Below are 20,419 nucleotides of genomic sequence, written 5' to 3'. Positions count from 1 at the left end.
GCGGCGGGGCGGGCGGGGCGGGACGGGGACGCGGGCCGGCCGGGCCGGGCGGCGGGGCGGTGAGGCGGGCGGCGGGGGCCTACGGGCGCAGCGGGAGCAGCGCACTCAGGTCGGCGCGCACGCCGGAGGCGACGATGCGGCCGGCGGCCACGGCATCCGCCCAGTGCTCCTCGCCGGTGGCGACGGCGATCCAGGTCGCGGCGTCGGTCTCGACGACGTTGGGCGGGGTGCCGCGCGTGTGGCGGGGGCCCTCGATCACCTGCACGGCGCCGAAGGGCGGCACGCGCATCTCGACCGAGTTCCCCGGCGCCTTCTCGGCCAGGAGCTGCAGCAGGTAGCGCACCGCGGTGGCGGTCGCCGGGCGCGGGGCGTCTCCGGCGGCGACCGCGGCGAGCGCCTCGCGTCCGTCTCCGGTCTCGATGCGGCGGGGAGGCATGGCATCCACGGTACCCGGGGCCGGTGGGCGCGCGGCAGGGCCGGGGCCCAGGCGGGGGGCGGCGCGACGGGCTGCGGCGATCGGGACGCGGCGGCTCCGAGGGGTTTCCGCGCACAACCTCAGCAATGCGCACAACCTCAGCTCCCCGACGCCCCTCCCCACGGAGGTTGCGCGCATCACGGAGCCTGCGCCCGCGCCCCCCCCCCCCGACGCCAGCCCCCGGTGGCCGGGATCAGCCCGCGGCAGCCGGGCCCGGGGGACCCCGCGCACAACCTCAGCAATGCGCACACTCTCAGCTCCCCGACGCCCCTCCCCACGGAGGTTGCGCGCATCACGGAGCCTGCGCCCGCACCCCGCGACGGCAGCCCGCGGCGAACCGACGCCAGCCCGCGGCGAACCGGAAGCGACGTCCCGTGAACCCGCGCGGGAGCCGACGCCCGCCGCTCGGTAGGCTGGCCAGGTGAGAATCCTGGTCCTCGGTTCGGGCGCGCGCGAGCACGCCATCATCCTCGCCCTGCGCTCGGAGGAGGCCTCGCACGCGATCTTCGCTGCGCCGGGCAACGCCGGCATCGCGCGCGAGGCGCACCTGGTCGACCTCGATCCCCTCGACCCCACCGCCGTCCTGACCTTCGCGAAGGACGAGGCGATCGACCTCGTCGTCGTCGGCCCCGAGGCGCCGCTCGTCGCGGGCGTGGCCGATCCGCTGCGCGCGCACGGCATCCCGGTCTTCGGTCCGGGCAAGGCGGCGGCCCAACTCGAGGGGTCGAAGACCTATGCGAAGCGCATCATGGATGCCGCGGGCGTGCCCACCGGACGCTCGGCGCGCGCGCACGACCTCGCCTCCGTCACCGCCGCCCTCGACGAGTACGGCGCGCCCCACGTGGTCAAGGCCGACGGTCTGGCTGCGGGCAAGGGCGTGATCGTGACCTCCGACCGCGACGCGGCGATCGCCCACGCCGAGACGTATCTGCCGACCGGCGCCGTGCTCATCGAGGAGTTCCTCTCCGGCCCCGAGGTCTCGCTGTTCTTCCTCAGCGACGGCGACCACGTCGCGCCCCTCAGCCCCGCGCAGGACTTCAAGCGCCTGCGCGACGGCGACGAGGGCCCCAACACCGGCGGCATGGGCGCCTACTCGCCGCTGCCGTGGCTCTCGGAGCGCTTCGGCGACGAAGACACCTTCGTCGATCACGTCACGCGCGTGATCGCCGAGCCCGTGATCCGGCAGATGGATGCCGAGGGCACCCCGTTCATCGGGCTGCTCTACGCCGGACTCATCCTCACCGAGCAGGGCGTGAAGGTCATCGAGTTCAACGCCCGCTTCGGCGACCCGGAGACGCAGGTCGTGCTGCCGCGCCTGGTCGACCCGCTGTCGCGACTGCTGCTCGCGGCCGCCTCGGGAACGCTCGAGGACGAGCCCCGCCCGGCGTTCGCCGAGGCCACCGCCGTGACCGTCGTGCTCGCGAGCGAGGGATACCCCGAGGCACCGCTCACCGGACGCGTGCTGACCGGTGTCGACGAGGCCGAGGAGGTCGACGGCGTGCACGTCGCCCACGCCGCCACCGCCGACCGCGACGGCGAGTTGGTCGCGACGGGCGGACGCGTGCTGTCCGTGGTCGCGACCGGAACCACCTTCGCCGAGGCGCGCGAGGCGGCCTATGCGGGTCTCGAGCGCATCGGGCTGGAGGGCGGACAGTTCCGCACCGACATCGCCGCGAGGGTCGCGCAGGACTGAGCCCCCGGACGATGACCTCGACCGCCGCGGCCTACGACGCCCGCGCCGCCGACTACATCGCGGCACTCGGGTCGATGGATGCCGTGCATCCGGTCGACCGGGCGACCGTCGACGCGTGGCCGCGGCGCTTGCGGGCCCGGTGCTCGACGCGGGCTGCGGCCCCGGCCACTGGACGCAGCACCTGACCGACCTCGGCCTCGACGTGCGCGGAGTCGACTTCGCGCCGCGATTCGTGGAGCACGCGCGGGTCGCGCATGCCGGCATCCGGTTCGATGTGGGCACGATCGATCGGCTCGACGCTGCCGACGGCGTGTTCGGCGGCATCCTGTCGTGGTTCTCGACTGTCCACCACGAGCCCGAGGCGATCTCGGCGCCGCTGGACGAGTTCGCGCGCACAATGCGTCCGGGAGGGAGCCTGCTCCTGGGCTTCTTCGTCGGGCCCGAGATCGAGGCGTTCGACCACGCCGTCGTCCGCGCCTGGCGCTGGCCCGTCGTCGAGCTCTCCCGTCGGGTGGAGGTCGCTGGCTTCCGCGTGGACGAGACGCACACGCGCGCGACAGGAGGCGAACGTCCGGTAGGGGCGCTCATCGGCACGCGACGATGACGACGGGGATCGCGATCGAGCGGGTACGCGTCGAGGATGCCGCGGCCGTGGCGGCGTCCAGACCCTCGCGTGGCAGCAGACGTACCGCGGCTTGATCGACGGTGCCGTCCTGGTGCACCCGACGCCGAACGCCGCCACCCGCGCGGGGTGACGGCGTCCGGGGTCCAGGTCCTACTCCCCCGCGGCAGCGGGAGCGGCCTGCGCGGCCTGCTGTGCGGGGGCCGCATCACGCGGCGCCCCGTGCGGGCGGATCACCGACGGACGACGCATGAACAGCACGGCGATCAGGCCGACACCGATCACGATGATCGGCAGCACCAGCGACTGGCCCATGGCGGTGGAGAAGCCCTCGACCACCTGCGGCGGCAGGGTTCCGCCGCCGAAGCTCGCGTCGGCGTCGGCCGCGCCGGGAAGGTTCGCCTCGAGGCGCGCCTGCATGAACGCGGCGATGGATGCCGAGCCGATCACGGAACCCACGGTGCGGGTGGTGTTGTAGATGCCCGCACCGGCACCGGCCTGACGCGGCGGCAGGTTGCGGGTCGCGGTCGTGGCGAGCGGGCCCCACATGCCGGCGTTTCCGACGCCCATGAGCGCCGACGGGATGAGGAACGCCCAGATGGGGGCATCGTTCAGGATGAGCGCGACGTAGATTCCGAGCGATCCGCCCACCAGGAGCAGACCGGGCACGAGCAGGAAGCGCGGGTCGGTGCGGTCGAGCAGCTTCCCGGCGAAGGGGGCGAGCACGCCCGACAGGATCGCGAGCGGGATGAGCAGCAGAGCCGACTCGGTGGGGGTGAGGCCGCGCGCGAGCTGCAGGTAGAACATCTGCGGCAGGGCCATGCTCGTCACGGTGAAGCCCACCGCGGCGATCGCGAGGTTCGCGACCGAGAAGTTGCGCTCCCGGAAGAGGTCGAGGGGCACGAGGGGTTCGCCCTTGCTGCGCGCCTGCGTCCAGATGAACAGGCCCATGACCGCGACGCCGGCGGCGACCATGACCCAGATCCACGTGGCCCACGAGTAGTGCTCGCCCTCCTGCAGCCCGAAGACGATGAGGAAGAGGCCGACCGCGCTCAGGACCACCCCGAGGATGTCGAACTTGTGCGCGGTCTTCGGCAGCTGCGGCACGAGGATCACGGCGGCGATGAAGCCGATCACGCCGACGGGGATGTTGATGAAGAAGATCCACTCCCAGCCGAGGCCGTCGACGAGCAGACCGCCCGCGAGCGGGCCGACGAGGGTCGCGACACCGGCGGTGGCGCCCCACAGGCCCATCGCCGCACCGCGGTTCTGCGGCGGGAAGGTGCGGGTGATGACGGCCATCGTCTGCGGGGTCATGAGGGCGGCGCCCAGGCCCTGCACGGCGCGAGCGGCGATGAGCACCTCGAGCGAGGGGGCCAGACCGCAGGCGAGCGAAGCGAGGGTGAAGATCGCGAGGCCCGTGAGGTAGACGTTCTTCGGGCCGAAGCGGTCGCCGAGGCGGCCGGTGATCAGCAGCGGCACGGCGTACGTGAGCAGGTAGGCGCTGGTGACCCACACCACGTTGTCGAGGTTGTTGGTGTTCGGGTCGAGGGCCGCCTTGATGGCGGGGTTCGCGACCGACACGATCGTGGTGTCGACCAGGATCATGAAGAACCCGATGACGAGCGCCCAGAGGGCGGGCCAGGGGCTGCGTTCGGTGGTGCGGGTCGACCCGGTGGGGGCGGATGCCGCGGAGGCGGCGCGGGAGTCGGTCATGGGGTGGTCTCCTTTGAGACGCGGTGCTTCTTCTTGATGTGTTCGGGGATTTCGGCGATGCCCCACGGAAGGGAACGATCGGCGAGGCGCGCACGCAGGGAGTCCTGCCACGCGAGTTCGGCGTCCAGCAGAGCGGACTGCCGCTGCAGCTCGACCAGGAATTGCTCGGGGGTCTCGGCGACGGCCGAGGCGGACAGGCCGGTGCGGTGCTCCTCCACGGAGGCCAGGAGCAGCTCGCGGCGCCGGTCGAGCAGAGCGATGACCTCGTCGCGGTCGAGGTTGTGCGATTCCGACAGGGCCACCCGGAAGTCGTTCGCCCGTTCGATCTGGGGAAGCTCGGCGCGCACCCACTCCTCCACCGCGTGGCGACCGGCATCCAAGAGTGTGTAGGTCGTGCGCTCGGGCCGGTTGCCTTCGCGGTCGACGCCCACCTCGGCGAGCAGGCCGTCCCGTTCGAGGCGGGCGACCGTGTGGTAGATCGTGCCCTTCTGCAGAGGGACGAGACGGTCGTCGCGCCTCTCCTTGAGCAGGCGCACCATCTCGTACGGGTGCATGTCGCCCTCGCGCAGCGTCGCGAGGATCATCACTCCCACGGGGGTGAGGCGGCTGGTCTCCGGCATCCGTCCCCCTTCATGGTCCGTGTCGACTAGTCCACATGGACTATACGCCCGTTTCGCCGCGACCACGAACCCCTCGGATGAACGTCGGGTGTCCCGGACACGTCGGCGGGGTGCGCGCAGCGCGGCATGTCGGGGACAGTCAACGCCGGACGGATGCCGCGCCCGGTGGGGTTGCGCGCGGCGTCACGCCGCCTCATGACGAAGACGCCGCACCGGCGGACCGGGGCGGCGTCTTCGCGGAACGGGCACTCGGCTCAAGTCGACGAGGGAGAGCCGGACACCGCCTCGGCGGCATCCTTCTCCGCGACGGGCGCGTCCGCGGGGGTCCCGGCCGGAGCGCTGGCCGACCGGTGACGGCGCCACCGCGCGGGCAGGCCGAAGATGCCGCGCTGGTTGGGCTCCTCGACCTCGAGGCCGTAGTGCTTGCCGATCGAGTCGCGCAACTGAGCGCGCTCGGCCTTGTCGTAGGCCTTCATCTCGCGGCGGAAGGCCACGACCGTCGCCCAGCAGATCGCGAGCAGCACCACGCTGAACGGCAGCGCGATGCTGATCGCCGCGGTCTGCAGGGCGGTGAGGCCTCCCGCGATGAGCAGGGCGAAGGCGATCACCGCGGTGGCGAGCGCGAAGAAGACGCGCACCCAGTTCTTGGGCTCCTCCTCGCCCCCGGTGGCGATCATGCTCATCACGAGCGCCCCGGAGTCGGCGGAGGTCACGAAGAACACCGCGATGAGGATGAGGAATCCGACGATCAGCACCGCGGAGCCCGGCACGCCCTCGAGCATCTGGAACAGCGCCGTCGAGACGTCGACCGACCCGTCCGCACCCGTGTACGAGGCCGTTCCGGTCAGCTCGCCGTAGATCGCGGTACCGCCGAGCACGGTGAACCACAGGATGCCGACGAGCGTGGGCACCAGGATCACACCGACGACGAACTCGCGCACGGTGCGACCGCGCGAGATGCGTGCGATGAAGATGCCGACGAAGGGGGCCCACGAGATCCACCAGCCCCAGTAGAACGCCGTCCACGCACCCTGCCAGGCGACGCCGTCGTCGCCCGCGTACGCGCTGACGGTGAACGAGAGGCCGACGAAGCTCTGGATGTAATTGCCGATCGACTGCACGACGTCGCGCAGGAGGAACTCGGTGGGACCGACGAAGAGCAGGAAGAGCATCAGAACCCCGGCGAGCACGAGGTTGATGTTCGAGAGCCACTTCATGCCCTTGCCGACGCCCGACAGCACGGAGAAGAGCACCAAGCCGGTGATGATGCCGATGATGACGGCCTGGCTGATGATCGAGGGCGGGACGACCCCGAGGAAGTCCAGGCCGGCGCTGATCTGGATGACGCCGAGTCCGAGCGAGGTCGCCACCCCGAAGAGCGTGCCGACGAGGGCCGCGACGTCGACCGCGTTGCCCCAGCCGCCCTGCACGAGACGCGCACCGAGGATCGGCTCGAGCGCCCAGCGGATCGTGCGCGGCCGCTTGCGACGGTGGAAGGCGTAGGCGAGGGCGAGACCCAGCACCACGTAGATCGACCACGCGTGCACGCCCCAGTGCAGGAAGGTCTGCGACATCGCCTGCTGTGCGAGCTCAGCGGGAGTGCCGGTCACACCGGGGCGCGGCGAGACGAAGTGGCTGAGCGGCTCGCTCACGCCGTAGAACACCAGGCCGATGCCCATGCCGGCGGCGAAGAGCAGCGCGAACCACGACATCGTCGAGAACTCCGGCTCGTCGTCGTCCTGACCGAGCTTGATGTTGCCGAACCGGCTGAAACCCATCGCCAGGGCGAACACGACGAAGAACGCCGCGATCAGCACGTAGTACCAGTTGAACGTCGACACGATGGTCGTCTGGACGGTATCGAAGGTGGCCTCGGCCGCGGCGGGGAAGAAGAGCGCGAAGGCGATGAACGCCAGCGCGATCACGGCGGCGGGCCAGAACACCCAGCCGCGGATGGTCTTGTGCCGGCTGCCCGCGTGAGGATCGATGGCTACCGCGGGTCCGGAGGTGTCATCGGTCATTCCTCCGAGGGTAGTGAGAGCCCCCGCGACTCCCGGGGGGCAGGCGCCGCGAACGTCGTTGTGCGAGAATTCGCGTGAGTGCGCCTCTCGCGTACCCGCAATAATGAGCGGGTGACCTCCGCCTCCCCCCTCGAGCTCGCCGGCTGGCGCCACGTCTACTCCGGCAAGGTGCGCGACCTCTACGTCCCCGCCGACACCGCCGATGACGCCACCCCCGCGCACCTCCTCGTCGTCGCGAGCGACCGCGTCAGCGCGTTCGACCAGGTGCTCTCCCCCGGCATCCCCGACAAGGGAGTCCTGCTGACCACCCTCAGTCTGTGGTGGTTCGACCAGCTCTCCGGCGCCGACGGGGGCCGCTCGGTCCCCAACCACCTCGCCGCCGACCACGCACTCCAGGGCGACGAGGCGAAACCTCTGATCCCGGATGCCGTGCAGGGGCGCGCGATGCTCGTGCGCTCGCTCGACATGCAACCGATCGAGTGCGTCGTGCGCGGCTATCTCACCGGCTCGGGCTGGGCCGAGTACCGCGCGGAGGGCACGGTGTGCGGCATCCCCCTTCCCGAGGGACTGCACGATGGCGACCGCCTTCCGGAACCGCTTTACACGCCGGCGTGGAAAGCGCCCATGGGCGAGCACGACGAGAACATCACCTTCGAGCGCTCGGTCGAGATCGTCGGCGCCGACACCGCCGCCGCCCTGCGCGACCTGTCGCTCGAGATCTACCGCCGCGCGGCGGCCACCGCCGAGGCGCGCGGCCTCATCCTCGCCGACACGAAGTTCGAGTTCGGCTACGACGCCGAGGGCGTGCTCACGCTCGCCGACGAGGTGCTCACCTCCGATTCATCGCGCTACTGGGATGCCGAGGCCTGGCGCACCGGGTCCACCCCGGCCGAGCGCATGGCGAGCTTCGACAAGCAGATCGTGCGCAACTGGCTGTCCGAGAACTGGGACAAGCAGGGCGATCCTCCCGCCCTCCCCGCCGAGATCGTCGAGCGCACCCGCGACCGCTACGCGACGCTGCTCGGCCTGCTCACGGCATCCTGATCCGCCCGCGGAGGCTTCGACAGGCTCAGCCACCGCGCCGACAGGATCGGCCATCGCTCCGACAGGCTCGGCCACCGCGTCGACATCGACCGACGAGGCCGAGCACCGGCCCCTGAGCCTGTCGAAGGGCCCCCGACCACACCCCCGCAAGGAGAACCATGTTCCGCTGGAAGCTGCACGGCGACGGCCGCACCGTCGCGCCCGGAGCCGTCGTCGCCCCGGGCGAGCGACTGAACTGGGGGGCGACGATCGCGATCGGACTCCAGCACGTCATCGCGATGTTCGGCGCGACGTTCCTCGTCCCCGTGCTCACCGGCTTCCCGGTGTCGACGACGCTGCTGTTCTCGGGTGTGGGCACCCTGCTGTTCCTGCTCGTCACGAAGAACCGCCTCCCCAGCTACCTGGGCTCGTCGTTCGCGTTCATCGCACCCATCACGGCCGCCACGACCACCGCCGGCACCGGCTCCGCCCTCGCGGGCATCGTGGCCGTCGGCGTCCTGCTCGCCGCGATCGGCTTCGTGGTGCAGTTCGTCGGCCTCGGGTGGGTCGACAAGGTCATGCCGCCCGTCGTGGCGGGGGCCATCGTCGCGCTGATCGGATTCAACCTCGCACCCGTCGCGTGGTCGAACTTCCAAGTGCAGCCGCTGCCCGGCACGATCACCCTCGTCGCGGTGATCCTGTTCAGCGTGCTCTTCCGCGGCTTCCTCGGACGCATCTCGATCTTCCTCGGCGTGATCGTCGGCTACGTGGCCACGGTGATCATCCAGCTGACCACGGGCGAGATCCTCATCGACTTCTCCGTCGTCGAGCAGGCGCCGTGGGTGGGCCTGCCGACCTTCCAGATCGCCGACTTCGCCTCTCCCGCGACGTGGTCGGTCATCGCGATGTTCCTGCCCGTCGTGTTGGTGCTCGTGGCCGAGAACGTCGGTCACGTTCGCGGCGTGGCCGCGATGACGGATGCCACGGCAAACCGCTCCACCGGTCGCGCCCTCATCGCCGACGGTGTGGCCACGACCCTGGCCGGCACGTTCGGCGGCTCGGGTACGACGACCTACGGCGAGAACATCGGCGTCATGGCCGCCACCCGCGTCTACTCGACGGCCGTGTACTGGGTCGCCGGTCTCACCGCGATCGTGCTGAGCCTCTCGCCCAAGGTCGGCGCGGTGTTCAACACCATCCCGCCGGGCGTGCTGGGCGGAGTGACCACCGCGCTCTACGGCCTGATCGGCATCATCGGCATCAAGATCTGGGTCGACAACCGCGTCGACTTCTCGCGCCCGGTCAACCAGTACACCGGCGCCGTCGCTCTCGTGCTCGCGATCGCCGGATTCACGATGCAGTGGGGCGACTTCCAGCTCGGCGCGATCGTGCTCGGCTCCGTCGCCGCCCTGGTGATCTACCACCTCGGCAACGCCATCGCCCGCGCCCGCAAGACCGGCGCCGACGACGGCGGCCCGATCCCCGCCGTGGGCCCGCTGGGCGGTGACCCGAGCTGACGCGGCCGGGCGCGGTATGCCGCGCCGAGATCACACGTTGGCCTCGAACGCACACGTTCCCGCAGCTTCGGAGCGTGTGCGTTCGTCGTCATCGTGTGATCGCGCACCGGCCCACCGGTCAGCCTGCCGCCACCGGCGACGGCCGCCGCGGCGGTATTCGGTGCGTGAGATCACACGCCCCGGGCGAGTGCACGCGATGCTGCACAACCCGGGCGTGCGGTCTCGTCGCGATCACGCGATTTCGAGGGGCGATGGATGCCGGGACGCAGCCCCGTTACGTCACCGTTACTTGACACGATGACGCCCTACCCCGCACACTGATCTCGGTCGCTGATAAATCGGTTTATCAGCGAGATAAATCGATTATCCAAGGGAGGATGAAGAGATGACCCGAGTTCGTCTCGCCGATGTCGCCAAGGCGGCCGGAGTCTCCCCCGCCACCGTCTCGCTCGTGCTCAACGACGCCGAGTCGCGCATCTCCGACGACACAAAGGAGCGGGTCCGCCGCGTCGCCCACGAGGTGGGCTACTCGCCCAACCCGATCGCCCGGAGTCTGCGCACCCGCGTCACCGGCACGATCGGCCTCGTCTCCGATCGCATCGCCACCACCCCGTTCGCCGGCCGCATGCTCGCCGGCGCGCAGGAGGTCGCTCGCGAGAACGGCCGACTCGTCATCCTCGTCGACACCGATGGCCACCCTGAGATCGAGTCCGACGCCATCTCGACCCTGGTCAACCACCGCGTCGACGGCATGGTCTACGCCTCGATGTACCACCGGGTCATCCCGGCGCCCGCGGGCCTTCCCGCCGGCACGGTGTTCCTCGACTGCCGCCCCGAGGACGGCGGCTATCCCGCCGTGGTGCCCGATGATTACTCCGGCGGCCGAGTCGCCACTCAGGAGCTCGTCGACGCCGGACACCGCCGGATCGCCTACATCGACAACGACGAAGACCGTCCCGTGGCCGCCGAACTCCGCCTGCGCGGCTACCTCGACGTGCTCGCCGAGTCCGGCATCGACCCCGACCCCGCCCTCCACGTCTTCTCACCGACCTCGGCCGCAGGCGGGCAGCAGGCCGCCGCCGAGCTGTTCGCGCTCGAGCCCGCACAGCGCCCGACTGGAGTCTTCGCCTACAACGACCGCATCGCGGCCGGAGTCGTGACGTGGGCGCACCGACACGGCATCCGGATCCCCGAAGACCTGTCCATCGTCGGCTACGACGATCAGCAGCTCGTCGCGTCGGAGCTCGATCCGCCCCTGACCACCGTCTCGCTCCCCCACACGGCCATGGGCCGCTGGGCGATGGAGGTCGCCCTCGGCCTCCGCGAAACGGACACCGAATCCCCCCACCTCATGGACTGCCCGATCGTCCGTCGGGCTTCCGTCGGCCCTCCCGCGCACCTCGGCAGCGCGCGGGACCCCCGGGTCGCGGACTGACGCCACCCCGGCGTCCCCTCACGATGACGACAGCGATGTCGTCGTACACCGAAAGGAACCCGATGAAGAAGTCCTTCATCCCGCTCGCCGCGATGGGCGTCGCTGCCGCGCTGGTCATGACCGGCTGCGGTCAGGCCGGCCAGGGCAGCGCGACGACCGAAGACGGTCGCACCGTCCTGACCATGTGGACCCACTCGGCCGGAAACCCCGCCGAGCTCGCCGTCTACGAGAAGATCATCAGCGACTTCAACGCCTCGCAGGAGAAGTACGAGGTCAAGACCGAGTCGTTCCCGCAGGGCGCATACAACGACGCGATCGTCGCGGCGGCTGCCTCGGGCGACCTTCCCTGCCTGCTCGACCTCGACGGCCCCATCATGCCGAACTGGGCGTGGGCGAACTACCTGCAGCCCCTGAACATCTCGAGCGACATCACCGACAAGCTGCTTCCCACCGCGGTCGGAAAGTACAACGACGAGATCTACTCCGCCGGATACTGGGACGCCGCCCTCGGCATCTTCGCGCGCAAGTCGGTGCTGGATGCCAACGGCATCCGCATCCCATCGATCGAGCAGCCCTGGACCGAAGCGGAGTTCGACGCCGCTCTCGCGACCCTCAAGGCCGCCGGCTACGAGACGCCCATCGACCTCGGCGCCGAGGACAAGGGCGAGTGGTGGCCCTACGCCTACTCCCCCTTCCTGCAGAGCTTCGGCGGAGACCTGATCGACCGCGACACGATGCTCTCCGCCGACGGTGCCCTCAACGGGCCCGACGCCGTGAAGTGGGGCACCTGGTTCCAGGACCTCTTCACGAAGGGATACGCGAACAGCGGCGGCACTGTGGGCAACCAGGAGTTCGTCGACGGAAAGGTCGCGCTCAGCTACACCGGTGTGTGGAACGGCCTGGCCGCGGTGGATGCCGTCGGCGATGATCTCCTGATCCTCCCGCCGCCGGACCTCGGCAACGGCTCCAAGATCGGCGGCGGCTCGTGGCAATGGGGCATCTCGGCCTCGTGCAGCGATCCCGAGGGTGCGCGCGAGTACCTGGAGTTCAGCTTCAACGACGAATACATCACCCAGTTCGCCGACGAGCAGCTGGTGATCCCCGCCACCGAGGCGGCCACCGAGGCGTCGAAGTACTTCAACTCCACCGACGGCGCTCTGCGTCCGTTCGCGGAGTTCTCGAAAGAGTACGCCGTGCTGCGGCCCGAGACCCCCGCCTACGCGGTGATCTCGACCACGTTCGAGACGGCGGCCAAGGACATCATGAATGGCGCCGATGTGCAGTCGGCTCTGGATGCCGCGGTCACCGAGATCGACACCAACATCGAGTCCAACGACGGCTACGGCGCGAAGTAACGCCGCGACCAGCGGTGGGGGTCCGCCTCGGGCCCCCACCGCGCCCCGCGAAAGAAGAACCTGATGACCGTGTCTCCTCCGGTCGCCGCGGCGAAGCAGCCGCGCCGATCCCTCAGCCGTTTCCGCTCCTCCCGGGGACGCGAAACGTGGGCGGGCCTGGCGATGATGGCCCCGGCCGCCCTCCTGCTCCTGCTCTTCCTCATCGTCCCCGTCCTGCTGGCCTTCACGCTGTCGTTCACCAACGCCCGCCTGATCTCGCCCAACCCACCGCGCTTCGTCGGGCTCGACAATTTCTTCCGGGCCTTCACCGCGGACCCCGTGTTCCTGCAGTCGGCGCTGAACACCTTCCTGTTCGCGCTGGTCGTCGTCCCGGTCCAGGCCGGTCTCGGTCTGCTTCTCGCGGTGCTGGTGAACCAGCGCCTTCGCGGCACGACCTTCTTCCGCGTCGTCTTCTTCATTCCCGTCGTCACCTCGATCGTCGTCGTGTCGATTTTGTGGCGATTCATGTATCAGAGTGACGGCCTCATCAATTCGATGATCGACACGCTCACCTTCGGGGCGTTGAAGGGCGCCGATTGGCTGAACGATCCGAGCACGGCGCTCGGCGCGATCATCGTGCTGTCGATCTGGCAGGCCGTCGGCTTCCACATGATCATCTGGCTCGCGGGGTTGCAGACCATCCCGGAGGAGCTGTATGAAGCCGCCCGCATGGACGGCGCGAGCCGCTGGCGCCAGTTCACCAATGTCACCTGGCCGGGCCTGCGCCCGACGATGGTGTTCGTCCTCGTCACCATCACCATCGCCGCTCTCGGCCTGTTCGTGCAGGTCGACGTGATGACGCAGGGCGGTCCCCTCAACTCGACGTCGACCGTCGTGTTCCATGCCGTGCGCAAGGGGTACGAACAGCAGGAGATCGGCTACGCGGCCTCCATCTCACTGCTGTTCTTCGTCGCCGTGCTCATCATCGCGCTCATCCAGCGTTGGTTGACCCGAGAGAAGAACTGACATGACCAGCACCCTCGAGCGCCCCGGCGGCGCCGCCCGCGCCTCGCGCCCCGCGCGTCAGTCCCCGCCCACCCGCACCCGCACCCGCTCGTCGGAGGGGCGCAACGGCCGCATCCTCACCTACGTGTCGATGTCGATTCTCGCGGTGTTCTTCCTCTTCCCGCTGGTGTTCATGTTCGTCTCGAGCCTGAAGCCCGACGCGCAGATCCTTCGCGACATCAACTCCCCCGCGGCGTTCCTGCCCACCGGCGAGATCAGCCTCGACAACTACTTCGGCGTCTTCGACCGCGTACCGGTCGCGCAGTTCCTGTTCAATTCGATCCTCGTGACGGTGCTCACCGTGGGACTCGGCCTGATCGTGAACTCGCTCGCCGGATTCGCACTGTCCCGTTTGCGGTGGAAGGGCCGGGTCGTCGTGCTCGCGCTCATCATCGCGACGCTCATCGTCCCCTTCGAGACGATCGCCGTGCCGATGGTCTACTGGGTCAACCAGCTGCCCACCCTCGTCATGGAGGGCGGCGTGCTGAAGTACGACTTCGGCTGGCTGAACACCTACGAGGTGCAGATCGTGCCGTTCATCGCGAACGCCTTCTCGATCTTCTTGTTCGCTCAGTATTTCTCGACGATCCCGCAGTCCCTCGACGAGGCCGCCCGCATCGACGGGGCGAGCTGGTTCACCATCTACCGCCGCATCATCGTGCCCCTGTCGGGACCGGCGTTCGCGACGGTAGCGATCCTGACCTTCCTGCCGGCATGGAACCAGTACCTGTGGCCGCTCATGGTGGTGCAGAAGGAGGAACTGCGCCCGGTCATGGTCGGTATGCAGTACTTCTTCCAGCTCAACACCGCGTGGGGCGAGGTCATGGCCTACACCTCCCTCATCACCTTGCCCGTGCTGATCGTGTTCCTGGTCTTCCAGCGCGCGTTCGTCAGCAGCATCGCCGCCTCCGGGGTCAAGGGATGAGCCGTCCGCTCGATGTCGTCGTGCTCGGAGAAGCACTCATCGACATCGTCACCACTTCCGCCGGGGCGGCCGAGCGCCCCGGCGGAAGCCCGGCCAACGTCGCCGTCGCCCTCGGGCGATTGGGGCGCGACGCCGCACTCATGGCCCGCGTCGCCGACGACGAGCGCGGGCGCGCCCTGAATGCGTGGCTCTCGGCATCCGGGGTCGATCTTCGAACCGCGGGGTCGCCCGAGCGCACCGCCACCGCCCACGTCGTGATCGACGAGCGCGGCAACGCGACCTACGACTTCGACATCGACTGGACGCTGCCCCCGCGCTTCGAGATCCCGGTCGCCCGGATCTTCCACACCGGTTCGGTCGCCGCAACCCTCGCGCCCGGCGCCGACGAGGTGCGTGCGGCCGCCGAGCGTGCTCGCGAAACGGGGCTGGTCAGCTACGACCCGAACATCCGCCCCGCTCTCACCGGTGGTGTCGACGACGCCCGCGCCCGCGTCGAGGCGCTCGTCATCCTGAGCGACATCGTGAAGGCCAGCGCCGAGGACGTCGAGTGGCTCTATCCGGGCGTCGCCGCCGCCGACGTGGCCCGCGAATGGGTCGCGTCGGGCGCCGGTCTGGGCGTCATCACCGACGGGGATGCCGGTGCCCTCGGCGTCACCGCCCACGCGACCGTCGAGATCCCCGCCGTGTCCACGCGAGTGGTCGACACCGTCGGTGCCGGCGACACCTTCATGGGGACGCTGCTCGACGGCATCCTGAACATCCCCGGCGACACCTCCGCGCTGCGCGAGAGCGTCCGCGGACTGGACGCTAAGACCCTGCCTCCCCTCCTCCGACGCGCCGCGGCCGCCGCGGCGATCACGGTCGGGCGAGAGGGCATGGACCCCCCGACCCGAGAAGACCTGCAGCAGTCCGCTGTGCTGAAAGAGAGTGCCTGACGTGTTCGATCTCGCCGATTCCTACGTGTGGGATTTCTGGTTCGCCGACGACGGTGACCGCTACCACCTGTTCTTCCTTTACGCCTCGCGCGCGCTGCACGACCCGGAGGATCGTCACTACCGCGCCTCGGTGGGCCACGCCGTGTCGACCGACCTCGTGTCGTGGGACCGCGTCGCCGACGCCCTCGTGCGCGGCGGGGCTGACGACTTCGACGCCCTCGCCACGTGGACCGGCTCGACCGTGCGCCGCGAGGACGGCACCTGGTTCCTCTTCTACACGGGCTCGCGCCTCGGCGACGACGGACGCAACGTGCAACGCATCGGCTACGCGACCAGCGACGACCTCTTCACCTGGCACAAGAACCCGACCAACCCGGTCCTGGAGGCCGACGGACACACCTACGAACGCCTCGCCACCACCGAGTGGCACGACGAAGCCTTCCGCGACCCATGGGTCTTCGCCGACCCGTCCGGCCGCGGCTGGCACATGTACGTCACGGCCCGGGCGCCTCGGGGACCGCTCAACGGCAGCGGCGTCGTCGCCCACGCGACTTCGCCCGATCTCGAGACGTGGACGCTCCAGGCCCCTGTCAGCGAGCCCAGCGACAAGGGCTTCGGGCAGCTCGAAGTGACCCAGGTCGAAGAAGTCGACGGCCGCGCGGTGCTGCTGTTCTCGTGCATGCCCGCCCAGGCGATGGGTGCTGTGCGCGAGCGCCACCCGCGCGGTGCGGTGTGGGCGGTCGCCGCCGACAGCGTCCTCGGCCCGTTCGACATCTCGACCGCGACGCCCCTCACCGACGACGACCTCTACGTCGGTCGCTTGATCCAGGACCGCGACGGCCGGTGGCAGCTGCTCGCTTTCCGCAACGTCGGCCCCGACGGGGCTTTCGTGGGCGGCATCACCGACCCGATGCCGGTCGGCTGGAACGGCGATCGCCTGATCCTGAAGCAGCCGGCGGCTGTGTCGGCCTGATCCGCCGCGCAGGTGGACTCGCGGCATCCCGGGCCCGAGATCACCCGTTCGTGTCGAGCGCACACGCGGCTGCAGCATTGCACTGTGCGCGCTCGGCACGAACGCGGGATCCGGGGCGGCAGCATACCCTCGGAAGTCCCCCAGGCGGCCTCCGGTAAACTGGTGGAGGCGTGTCGGGAAGTCTGGTCGACGATCTGTCGATCGACCCCGGAAGGGATACTCCCCATGACCGAGACCCACACGCGCGCGCCGAGCTGGCCGGGCTACCGCGAAGTCCACCGCGTGACCACGTTGCTGCGCCGCGAGTCCGTCGGCGGGATGCTGCTCGTGGTCGCCGCGATCATCGCGATCATCTGGGCCAACTCCCCCGCCGCCGACGCCTACTTCGCGCTGCGCGACTTCCGCTTCGGATACGAGCCGTGGCACCTCGAGCTCAGCGTCGGATCCTGGGCGGCCGACGGCCTCCTGGCGATCTTCTTCTTCATGGTGGGCCTCGAGCTCAAGCGCGAGATCGTCTCCGGCAGTCTCCGTCGCTTCGGCACCGCCATCGTCCCCGTGACCGCGGCGTTCGCCGGTGTGGCCGTGCCCGCCCTCATCTACGTCGCCATCGTGCACACGCAGCCGAGCCTCCTGGCGGGGTGGGCGATCCCCACGGCCACCGACATCGCCTTCGCCGTGGCCGTCCTCGCTCTCGTCGGCTCGCACCTGCCCGGGCCGCTGCGCATCTTCCTGCTGACGCTCGCGGTCGTCGACGACCTCATCGCGATCGCGATCATCGCCATCTTCTACACGACCGACATCGCGCTGATCCCTCTCGCCGTGTTCGCCGCGCTCGTCGTGGTCTACGGCGTCATCGCGCACCGCGCGCGCGCGTGGTTCTCGCGCAACGCGTGGGGCGCGTGGGTCGTGCTGCTGCCGATCGGATTCGCCGCCTGGGCGTTCCTCCACGCCTCGGGCGTGCACGCCACGATCGCCGGTGTCGCCCTGGCGTTCACGATTCCCGTGGCGGCCTCGCGCCGCCAGCCCGACCACCACGGCATGGACCTGGCCGAGCAGTTCGAACACCGCTTCCGCCCGCTCTCGAGCGGCATCGCCGTGCCGATCTTCGCGTTCTTCGCCGCCGGTGTCGCCGTGGGCGGCGGCGAGGGCGTCGTGCGCGCGCTGACCGACCCGGTCACCATCGGCGTCGTCGCCGGTCTCGTGCTGGGCAAGCCCCTCGGCATCCTGCTGGGCGTGCGCCTGCTCACCCTCGTGACGAAGGTGCGCCTCGACCCGGCGCTGAAATGGATCGACCTCGCCGGCGTCGGTCTGCTCGCCGGCATCGGGTTCACGGTGTCACTGCTGATCGCGGAGCTCAGCTTCCCGGCCGGCTCCCCGCACACCGACGACGCGAAGATCGCGATCATGGCGGCCTCCCTGCTGGCATCCGTCTTCGCCTCGGCCGTGCTGCTCGTACGGAACCGCCGTTACAAGCAGCTGGCTCTCGCCGAAGAGGTGGATGCCGACGGCGACGACGTCCCCGACGTGTACCAGCAGCCGGAGTCGCCGCGGCGCTGACCTCCTCCGCCCCGAGGCGACGCGCGGGCGGCCCCCGAACGCACACGCATCGAGAGCGGACCGCTCGCCCGAGGGGGCTTCCGACGCGGACGCGGCCCATCGTGCTCACCGAGTCGAGTGGTCGGGCCGCGTGACGCTTGACCCTCACGCGACGTGAGGGCCGACCCTGGGGTCATGAACGACATTTTCGATGCCTTCAAGATCAGCCCCGTCCCCGCTCCGGGGCCGGATGCCGTCGCACCGCCGGTGTACCGGGGGATCTACGGCATGCCCATGTTCGTCACCCTGCCGACCGCCGACCTGACGGCATCGGTCGACTTCTGGACCCGCGGTCTCGGATTCATCGAGCTCTTCGGCATCCCGGGCCAGATGGTGCACATGCGCCGATGGGCGTTCCAAGACGTCCTCCTCGTGGTCGGCGAGCCAGCCCCGGAGACGTCGCCCGTTCGCGTGAGCTTCGCGTGCGTCCTCGACCAGATCGAGCCGCTGATGTCGTCGCTGCGTGCCCTCGGCGCCGCCCCCGAGATGCTCGACACCCCGTGGAACACCCGCGACGTCGAGGTCGTCACCCCCGAGAACGCACGCGTGCTGTTCACCGCGGCCAAGGTGTTCGACCCCGCGTCCGCCGAGGGGCGGAATCTCCGCTCGGTCGGCATCGGGATCGACGAGGATGGGTCGCATGGCTGAGCACGGGATGCCGGTGGGCGAGACGGCCGCACGACTCGGTCTGACCGTGCGCGCCCTGCACCACTGGGACGAGATCGGACTCGCGCGACCGGCTGCGCGCTCGAGCGCCGGTTACCGGCTCTACACCGACGACGACCTCGATCGCCTCCGTCGCATCCTGGTCTACCGAGAACTCGGCCTCGACCTCGATGCCATCCGCGCGGTGCTCGACGAGCCGGGCGGAGACGTGGCCGATCAGCTCCGCGTCCAGCGGGCCCAGGTCGCTCAGCGCATCGCGCAGCTGCAGGTCCTCGACGAGGACCTCGAGCGCATGATCGCGGCGCAGGAGCACGGCATCCTGCTGTCCGAGGACGAGCAGCGCGAGACGTTCGGACCGGCTTGGGACACGGGCTGGCCCGCCGAAGCGCGGGACGCCTACGGCGGATCGCGGCAATGGCAGCAGTACGCCGAGCGTTCGGCATCCCGTTCCGCCGACGACTGGGCGGCGGTGACACGCCTGGTCTCCGACCTCGACCACGAGCTGGGGGCCGCTGTCGACGCCGGCGTGCGGCCCGGCGATCCGGCGGCCGAGGCGCTCGTCGAGCGCCACCGCGAGGTGTTCTCGCAGTACTTCCCCCTCACGCGGCAGATGCAGGTGCACCTCGGTCGCATGTACGCCGACGACCCCCGCTTCGCGGCGCACTACGACGGCATCCGCCCCGGACTCGCGGCCTGGCTGCGCGACGCGATCGAGGCGAGCGCCCGCGCGCACGGCATCGACCCCGACACCGCGCGGTGGGAGTGATCAGGCGGAGCCGCGCTCGATGACCTCGGTGGGCAGGATCGTGGCGTGGGCCGCGGGACGCCCGGCGAGGATGTCGAGCAGAACGGATGCCATGTACCTCCCCTGCGTGAGCGAGGGCTGACGCACGGTGGTCAGGGCGGGACTGAGGGCGGTCGACACCGCGGAGTCGTCGAAGCCCATGACGGCGATGTCGCGACCGGGCTCCAGGCCCTTCTCGCGCAGCACCGTGTAGGCGCCGCGCGCCATGAGGTCGCTCGCCACGAAGACCGCGTCGGGCCGCTCGCCCGACGCCAGCACCCGCGTCATGGCCAGCGCGCCGCCCATCTCGGTGAAGTCGCCGTTCTCGACGGCGACGGGCTCCACTCCCGCCTCGGCCATCGCGTCGCGGAACCCCTGCAGACGGTCGATGCCGGCGGGCATGTCGTCCGGTCCCGACACGGTCGCGATGCGGCGGTGCCCACGGGCCAGCAGGTAGGCGGTGGCGACTCGACCGCCCTCGACGTTGTCGACGTCGACGTAGTAGTCGTCGGCGCGCACCCGCGCCGGTCGCCCGCCGTAGACGACGGGCACCACGTCGGCGACGCGATCGAGGAAGGTGTCGCTGGTGTGGTGCGAGGCCACGATCGCCCCGTCGACGCTGCCCCCTCGGAGGTAGCCGAGCGCCTTGGCGCTCGCGTCGTCGCTGGCGATCAGCATGTTCATGATGTAGTCGCTCTCGCCGATCACTTCGCCGATGCCGGCGACGATCGACGCGAAGAACGGATCGCCGAAGAAGCGGTCGGTCTGCTCGGGGATGACCAACGCGATCGCCCGCGTCTGCCGGCTGGCGAGAGAGCGCGCCGCGCGATTGGGAACGTATTGCAGTTCGTCGATCGCGCGGCGCACGGCCTCGAGTGCGGAGGGAGACACGGCCGTGGAACCGTTGACCACGCGTGACACGGTCGAGCGGGAGACACCGGCCCGCGCCGCGACTTCTTCGATCGTGGCGGTACCGCGAACGGGAGCGATCTCCATAGCCCTGCCTCCTGCGAACCCGG

Annotated in this window: 19 protein-coding genes; 14 read left to right on the top strand and 5 right to left on the bottom strand. The window is 70.2% G+C overall.

What is annotated here, in order from left to right; translation table 11 throughout:
- Positions 1-79: 79 nt before the first annotated feature.
- The gene (locus RWH44_RS08615; RefSeq protein ID WP_316004262.1) at positions 80-436 is read right to left on the bottom strand and encodes a sterol carrier family protein; all 357 of its coding nucleotides are present in this window, start codon (positions 434-436) and stop codon (positions 80-82) included.
- A 460-nt stretch (positions 437-896) separates the two neighbouring features.
- Here RWH44_RS08615 and purD point away from each other — a divergent pair, with 460 nt between their 5' ends.
- The 3 genes from purD to RWH44_RS08600 are packed head-to-tail and all read left to right on the top strand — an operon-like array spanning position 897 to position 2,772.
- Positions 897-2,168 (top strand): phosphoribosylamine--glycine ligase, encoded by a 1,272-nt coding sequence (purD, locus tag RWH44_RS08610; protein WP_316004261.1) that lies wholly within the window; start codon positions 897-899, stop codon positions 2,166-2,168.
- Between the two features lie 11 nt (positions 2,169-2,179).
- Positions 2,180-2,353, top strand: coding sequence for a hypothetical protein (locus RWH44_RS08605; RefSeq protein ID WP_316004260.1), 174 nt, complete (start codon positions 2,180-2,182; stop codon positions 2,351-2,353).
- The gene (locus RWH44_RS08600; protein ID WP_316004259.1) at positions 2,284-2,772 is read left to right on the top strand and encodes a class I SAM-dependent methyltransferase; all 489 of its coding nucleotides are present in this window, start codon (positions 2,284-2,286) and stop codon (positions 2,770-2,772) included. The genes RWH44_RS08605 and RWH44_RS08600 overlap by 70 nt, the downstream gene beginning before the upstream one ends.
- A gap of 171 nt (positions 2,773-2,943) precedes the next feature.
- Here the strand turns inward: RWH44_RS08600 and RWH44_RS08595 are convergent, their stop codons facing one another.
- The 3 genes from RWH44_RS08595 to RWH44_RS08585 all read right to left on the bottom strand — a co-directional run bounded on the left by RWH44_RS08595 (position 2,944) and on the right by RWH44_RS08585 (position 7,147).
- On the bottom strand, positions 2,944-4,506 hold the full coding sequence (locus tag RWH44_RS08595; RefSeq protein ID WP_316004258.1) for an MFS transporter: 1,563 nt from the start codon (positions 4,504-4,506) through the stop codon (positions 2,944-2,946).
- Positions 4,503-5,126: a PadR family transcriptional regulator gene (locus tag RWH44_RS08590; RefSeq protein ID WP_316004257.1), complete on the bottom strand. Its 624-nt coding sequence runs from the start codon at positions 5,124-5,126 to the stop codon at positions 4,503-4,505. Before RWH44_RS08590 ends, RWH44_RS08595 begins: the two co-directional genes overlap by 4 nt.
- A gap of 254 nt (positions 5,127-5,380) precedes the next feature.
- Entirely contained in the window at positions 5,381-7,147 is a 1,767-nt protein-coding gene (locus tag RWH44_RS08585) for a BCCT family transporter (RefSeq protein WP_316004256.1), read from the bottom strand.
- Positions 7,148-7,258: 111 nt separating this feature from the next.
- On the opposite strand from RWH44_RS08585, the gene RWH44_RS08580 reads away from it, so the two are divergent.
- From RWH44_RS08580 to RWH44_RS08530, 11 genes are all read left to right on the top strand, one after another.
- Complete coding sequence (locus RWH44_RS08580; RefSeq protein ID WP_316004255.1) at positions 7,259-8,191, top strand: phosphoribosylaminoimidazolesuccinocarboxamide synthase; 933 nt, start codon at positions 7,259-7,261, stop codon at positions 8,189-8,191.
- A 158-nt stretch (positions 8,192-8,349) separates the two neighbouring features.
- The gene (locus RWH44_RS08575) at positions 8,350-9,687 is read left to right on the top strand and encodes a uracil-xanthine permease family protein (protein ID WP_298870556.1); all 1,338 of its coding nucleotides are present in this window, start codon (positions 8,350-8,352) and stop codon (positions 9,685-9,687) included.
- A gap of 385 nt (positions 9,688-10,072) precedes the next feature.
- Positions 10,073-11,122 carry a LacI family DNA-binding transcriptional regulator gene (locus RWH44_RS08570; RefSeq protein ID WP_316004254.1) on the top strand — a complete coding sequence of 350 codons (1,050 nt, stop codon included), beginning with the start codon at positions 10,073-10,075 and terminating at the stop codon, positions 11,120-11,122.
- A 62-nt stretch (positions 11,123-11,184) separates the two neighbouring features.
- Positions 11,185-12,477 carry a sugar ABC transporter substrate-binding protein gene (locus RWH44_RS08565; RefSeq protein WP_316004253.1) on the top strand — a complete coding sequence of 431 codons (1,293 nt, stop codon included), beginning with the start codon at positions 11,185-11,187 and terminating at the stop codon, positions 12,475-12,477.
- 63 nt (positions 12,478-12,540) lie between these two features.
- On the top strand, positions 12,541-13,482 hold the full coding sequence (locus RWH44_RS08560) for a carbohydrate ABC transporter permease (protein ID WP_316004252.1): 942 nt from the start codon (positions 12,541-12,543) through the stop codon (positions 13,480-13,482).
- Between the two features lies 1 nt (position 13,483).
- The gene (locus RWH44_RS08555) at positions 13,484-14,446 is read left to right on the top strand and encodes a carbohydrate ABC transporter permease (RefSeq protein ID WP_316004251.1); all 963 of its coding nucleotides are present in this window, start codon (positions 13,484-13,486) and stop codon (positions 14,444-14,446) included.
- Entirely contained in the window at positions 14,443-15,381 is a 939-nt protein-coding gene (locus RWH44_RS08550) for a carbohydrate kinase family protein (RefSeq protein WP_316004250.1), read from the top strand. The genes RWH44_RS08555 and RWH44_RS08550 overlap by 4 nt, the downstream gene beginning before the upstream one ends.
- Before the next feature lies 1 nt (position 15,382).
- Positions 15,383-16,354 carry a glycoside hydrolase family protein gene (locus RWH44_RS08545; RefSeq protein ID WP_316004249.1) on the top strand — a complete coding sequence of 324 codons (972 nt, stop codon included), beginning with the start codon at positions 15,383-15,385 and terminating at the stop codon, positions 16,352-16,354.
- A 225-nt stretch (positions 16,355-16,579) separates the two neighbouring features.
- Positions 16,580-17,911, top strand: a complete 1,332-nt coding sequence (gene nhaA / locus RWH44_RS08540) for a Na+/H+ antiporter NhaA (protein ID WP_316004248.1) — start codon at positions 16,580-16,582, stop codon at positions 17,909-17,911.
- Positions 17,912-18,085: 174 nt separating this feature from the next.
- A complete protein-coding gene (locus RWH44_RS08535) occupies positions 18,086-18,598 on the top strand; it encodes a VOC family protein (RefSeq protein ID WP_316004247.1) in 513 nt (170 codons plus the stop codon).
- Positions 18,591-19,382: a MerR family transcriptional regulator gene (locus RWH44_RS08530; protein WP_316004246.1), complete on the top strand. Its 792-nt coding sequence runs from the start codon at positions 18,591-18,593 to the stop codon at positions 19,380-19,382. Before RWH44_RS08535 ends, RWH44_RS08530 begins: the two co-directional genes overlap by 8 nt.
- Here RWH44_RS08530 and RWH44_RS08525 read toward each other — a convergent pair whose 3' ends face one another.
- Entirely contained in the window at positions 19,383-20,396 is a 1,014-nt protein-coding gene (locus tag RWH44_RS08525; RefSeq protein ID WP_316004245.1) for a LacI family DNA-binding transcriptional regulator, read from the bottom strand.
- Between the last annotated feature and the right edge of the window lie 23 nt (positions 20,397-20,419).

The sequence above is a fragment of the Microbacterium phycohabitans genome (assembly GCF_032464935.1).
Taxonomy (GTDB): Bacteria; Actinomycetota; Actinomycetes; order Actinomycetales; family Microbacteriaceae; genus Microbacterium; species Microbacterium phycohabitans.
Note: the sequence above shows the minus strand (reverse complement) of the source record. Positions and strands in the feature narration are given on the sequence as shown.

Coding starts and splice junctions, on each gene's coding strand:
- RWH44_RS08615 (WP_316004262.1), bottom strand. CDS start 436: ATGCCTCCCCGCCGCATCGAGACCGGAGACGGACGCGAGGCGCTCGCC.
- RWH44_RS08605 (WP_316004260.1), top strand. CDS start 2,180: ATGACCTCGACCGCCGCGGCCTACGACGCCCGCGCCGCCGACTACATC.
- RWH44_RS08595 (WP_316004258.1), bottom strand. CDS start 4,506: ATGACCGACTCCCGCGCCGCCTCCGCGGCATCCGCCCCCACCGGGTCG.
- RWH44_RS08590 (WP_316004257.1), bottom strand. CDS start 5,126: ATGCCGGAGACCAGCCGCCTCACCCCCGTGGGAGTGATGATCCTCGCG.
- RWH44_RS08585 (WP_316004256.1), bottom strand. CDS start 7,147: ATGACCGATGACACCTCCGGACCCGCGGTAGCCATCGATCCTCACGCG.
- RWH44_RS08575 (WP_298870556.1), top strand. CDS start 8,350: ATGTTCCGCTGGAAGCTGCACGGCGACGGCCGCACCGTCGCGCCCGGA.
- RWH44_RS08570 (WP_316004254.1), top strand. CDS start 10,073: ATGACCCGAGTTCGTCTCGCCGATGTCGCCAAGGCGGCCGGAGTCTCC.
- RWH44_RS08565 (WP_316004253.1), top strand. CDS start 11,185: ATGAAGAAGTCCTTCATCCCGCTCGCCGCGATGGGCGTCGCTGCCGCG.
- RWH44_RS08560 (WP_316004252.1), top strand. CDS start 12,541: ATGACCGTGTCTCCTCCGGTCGCCGCGGCGAAGCAGCCGCGCCGATCC.
- RWH44_RS08555 (WP_316004251.1), top strand. CDS start 13,484: ATGACCAGCACCCTCGAGCGCCCCGGCGGCGCCGCCCGCGCCTCGCGC.
- RWH44_RS08550 (WP_316004250.1), top strand. CDS start 14,443: ATGAGCCGTCCGCTCGATGTCGTCGTGCTCGGAGAAGCACTCATCGAC.
- nhaA (WP_316004248.1), top strand. CDS start 16,580: ATGACCGAGACCCACACGCGCGCGCCGAGCTGGCCGGGCTACCGCGAA.
- RWH44_RS08535 (WP_316004247.1), top strand. CDS start 18,086: ATGAACGACATTTTCGATGCCTTCAAGATCAGCCCCGTCCCCGCTCCG.
- RWH44_RS08530 (WP_316004246.1), top strand. CDS start 18,591: ATGGCTGAGCACGGGATGCCGGTGGGCGAGACGGCCGCACGACTCGGT.
- RWH44_RS08525 (WP_316004245.1), bottom strand. CDS start 20,396: ATGGAGATCGCTCCCGTTCGCGGTACCGCCACGATCGAAGAAGTCGCG.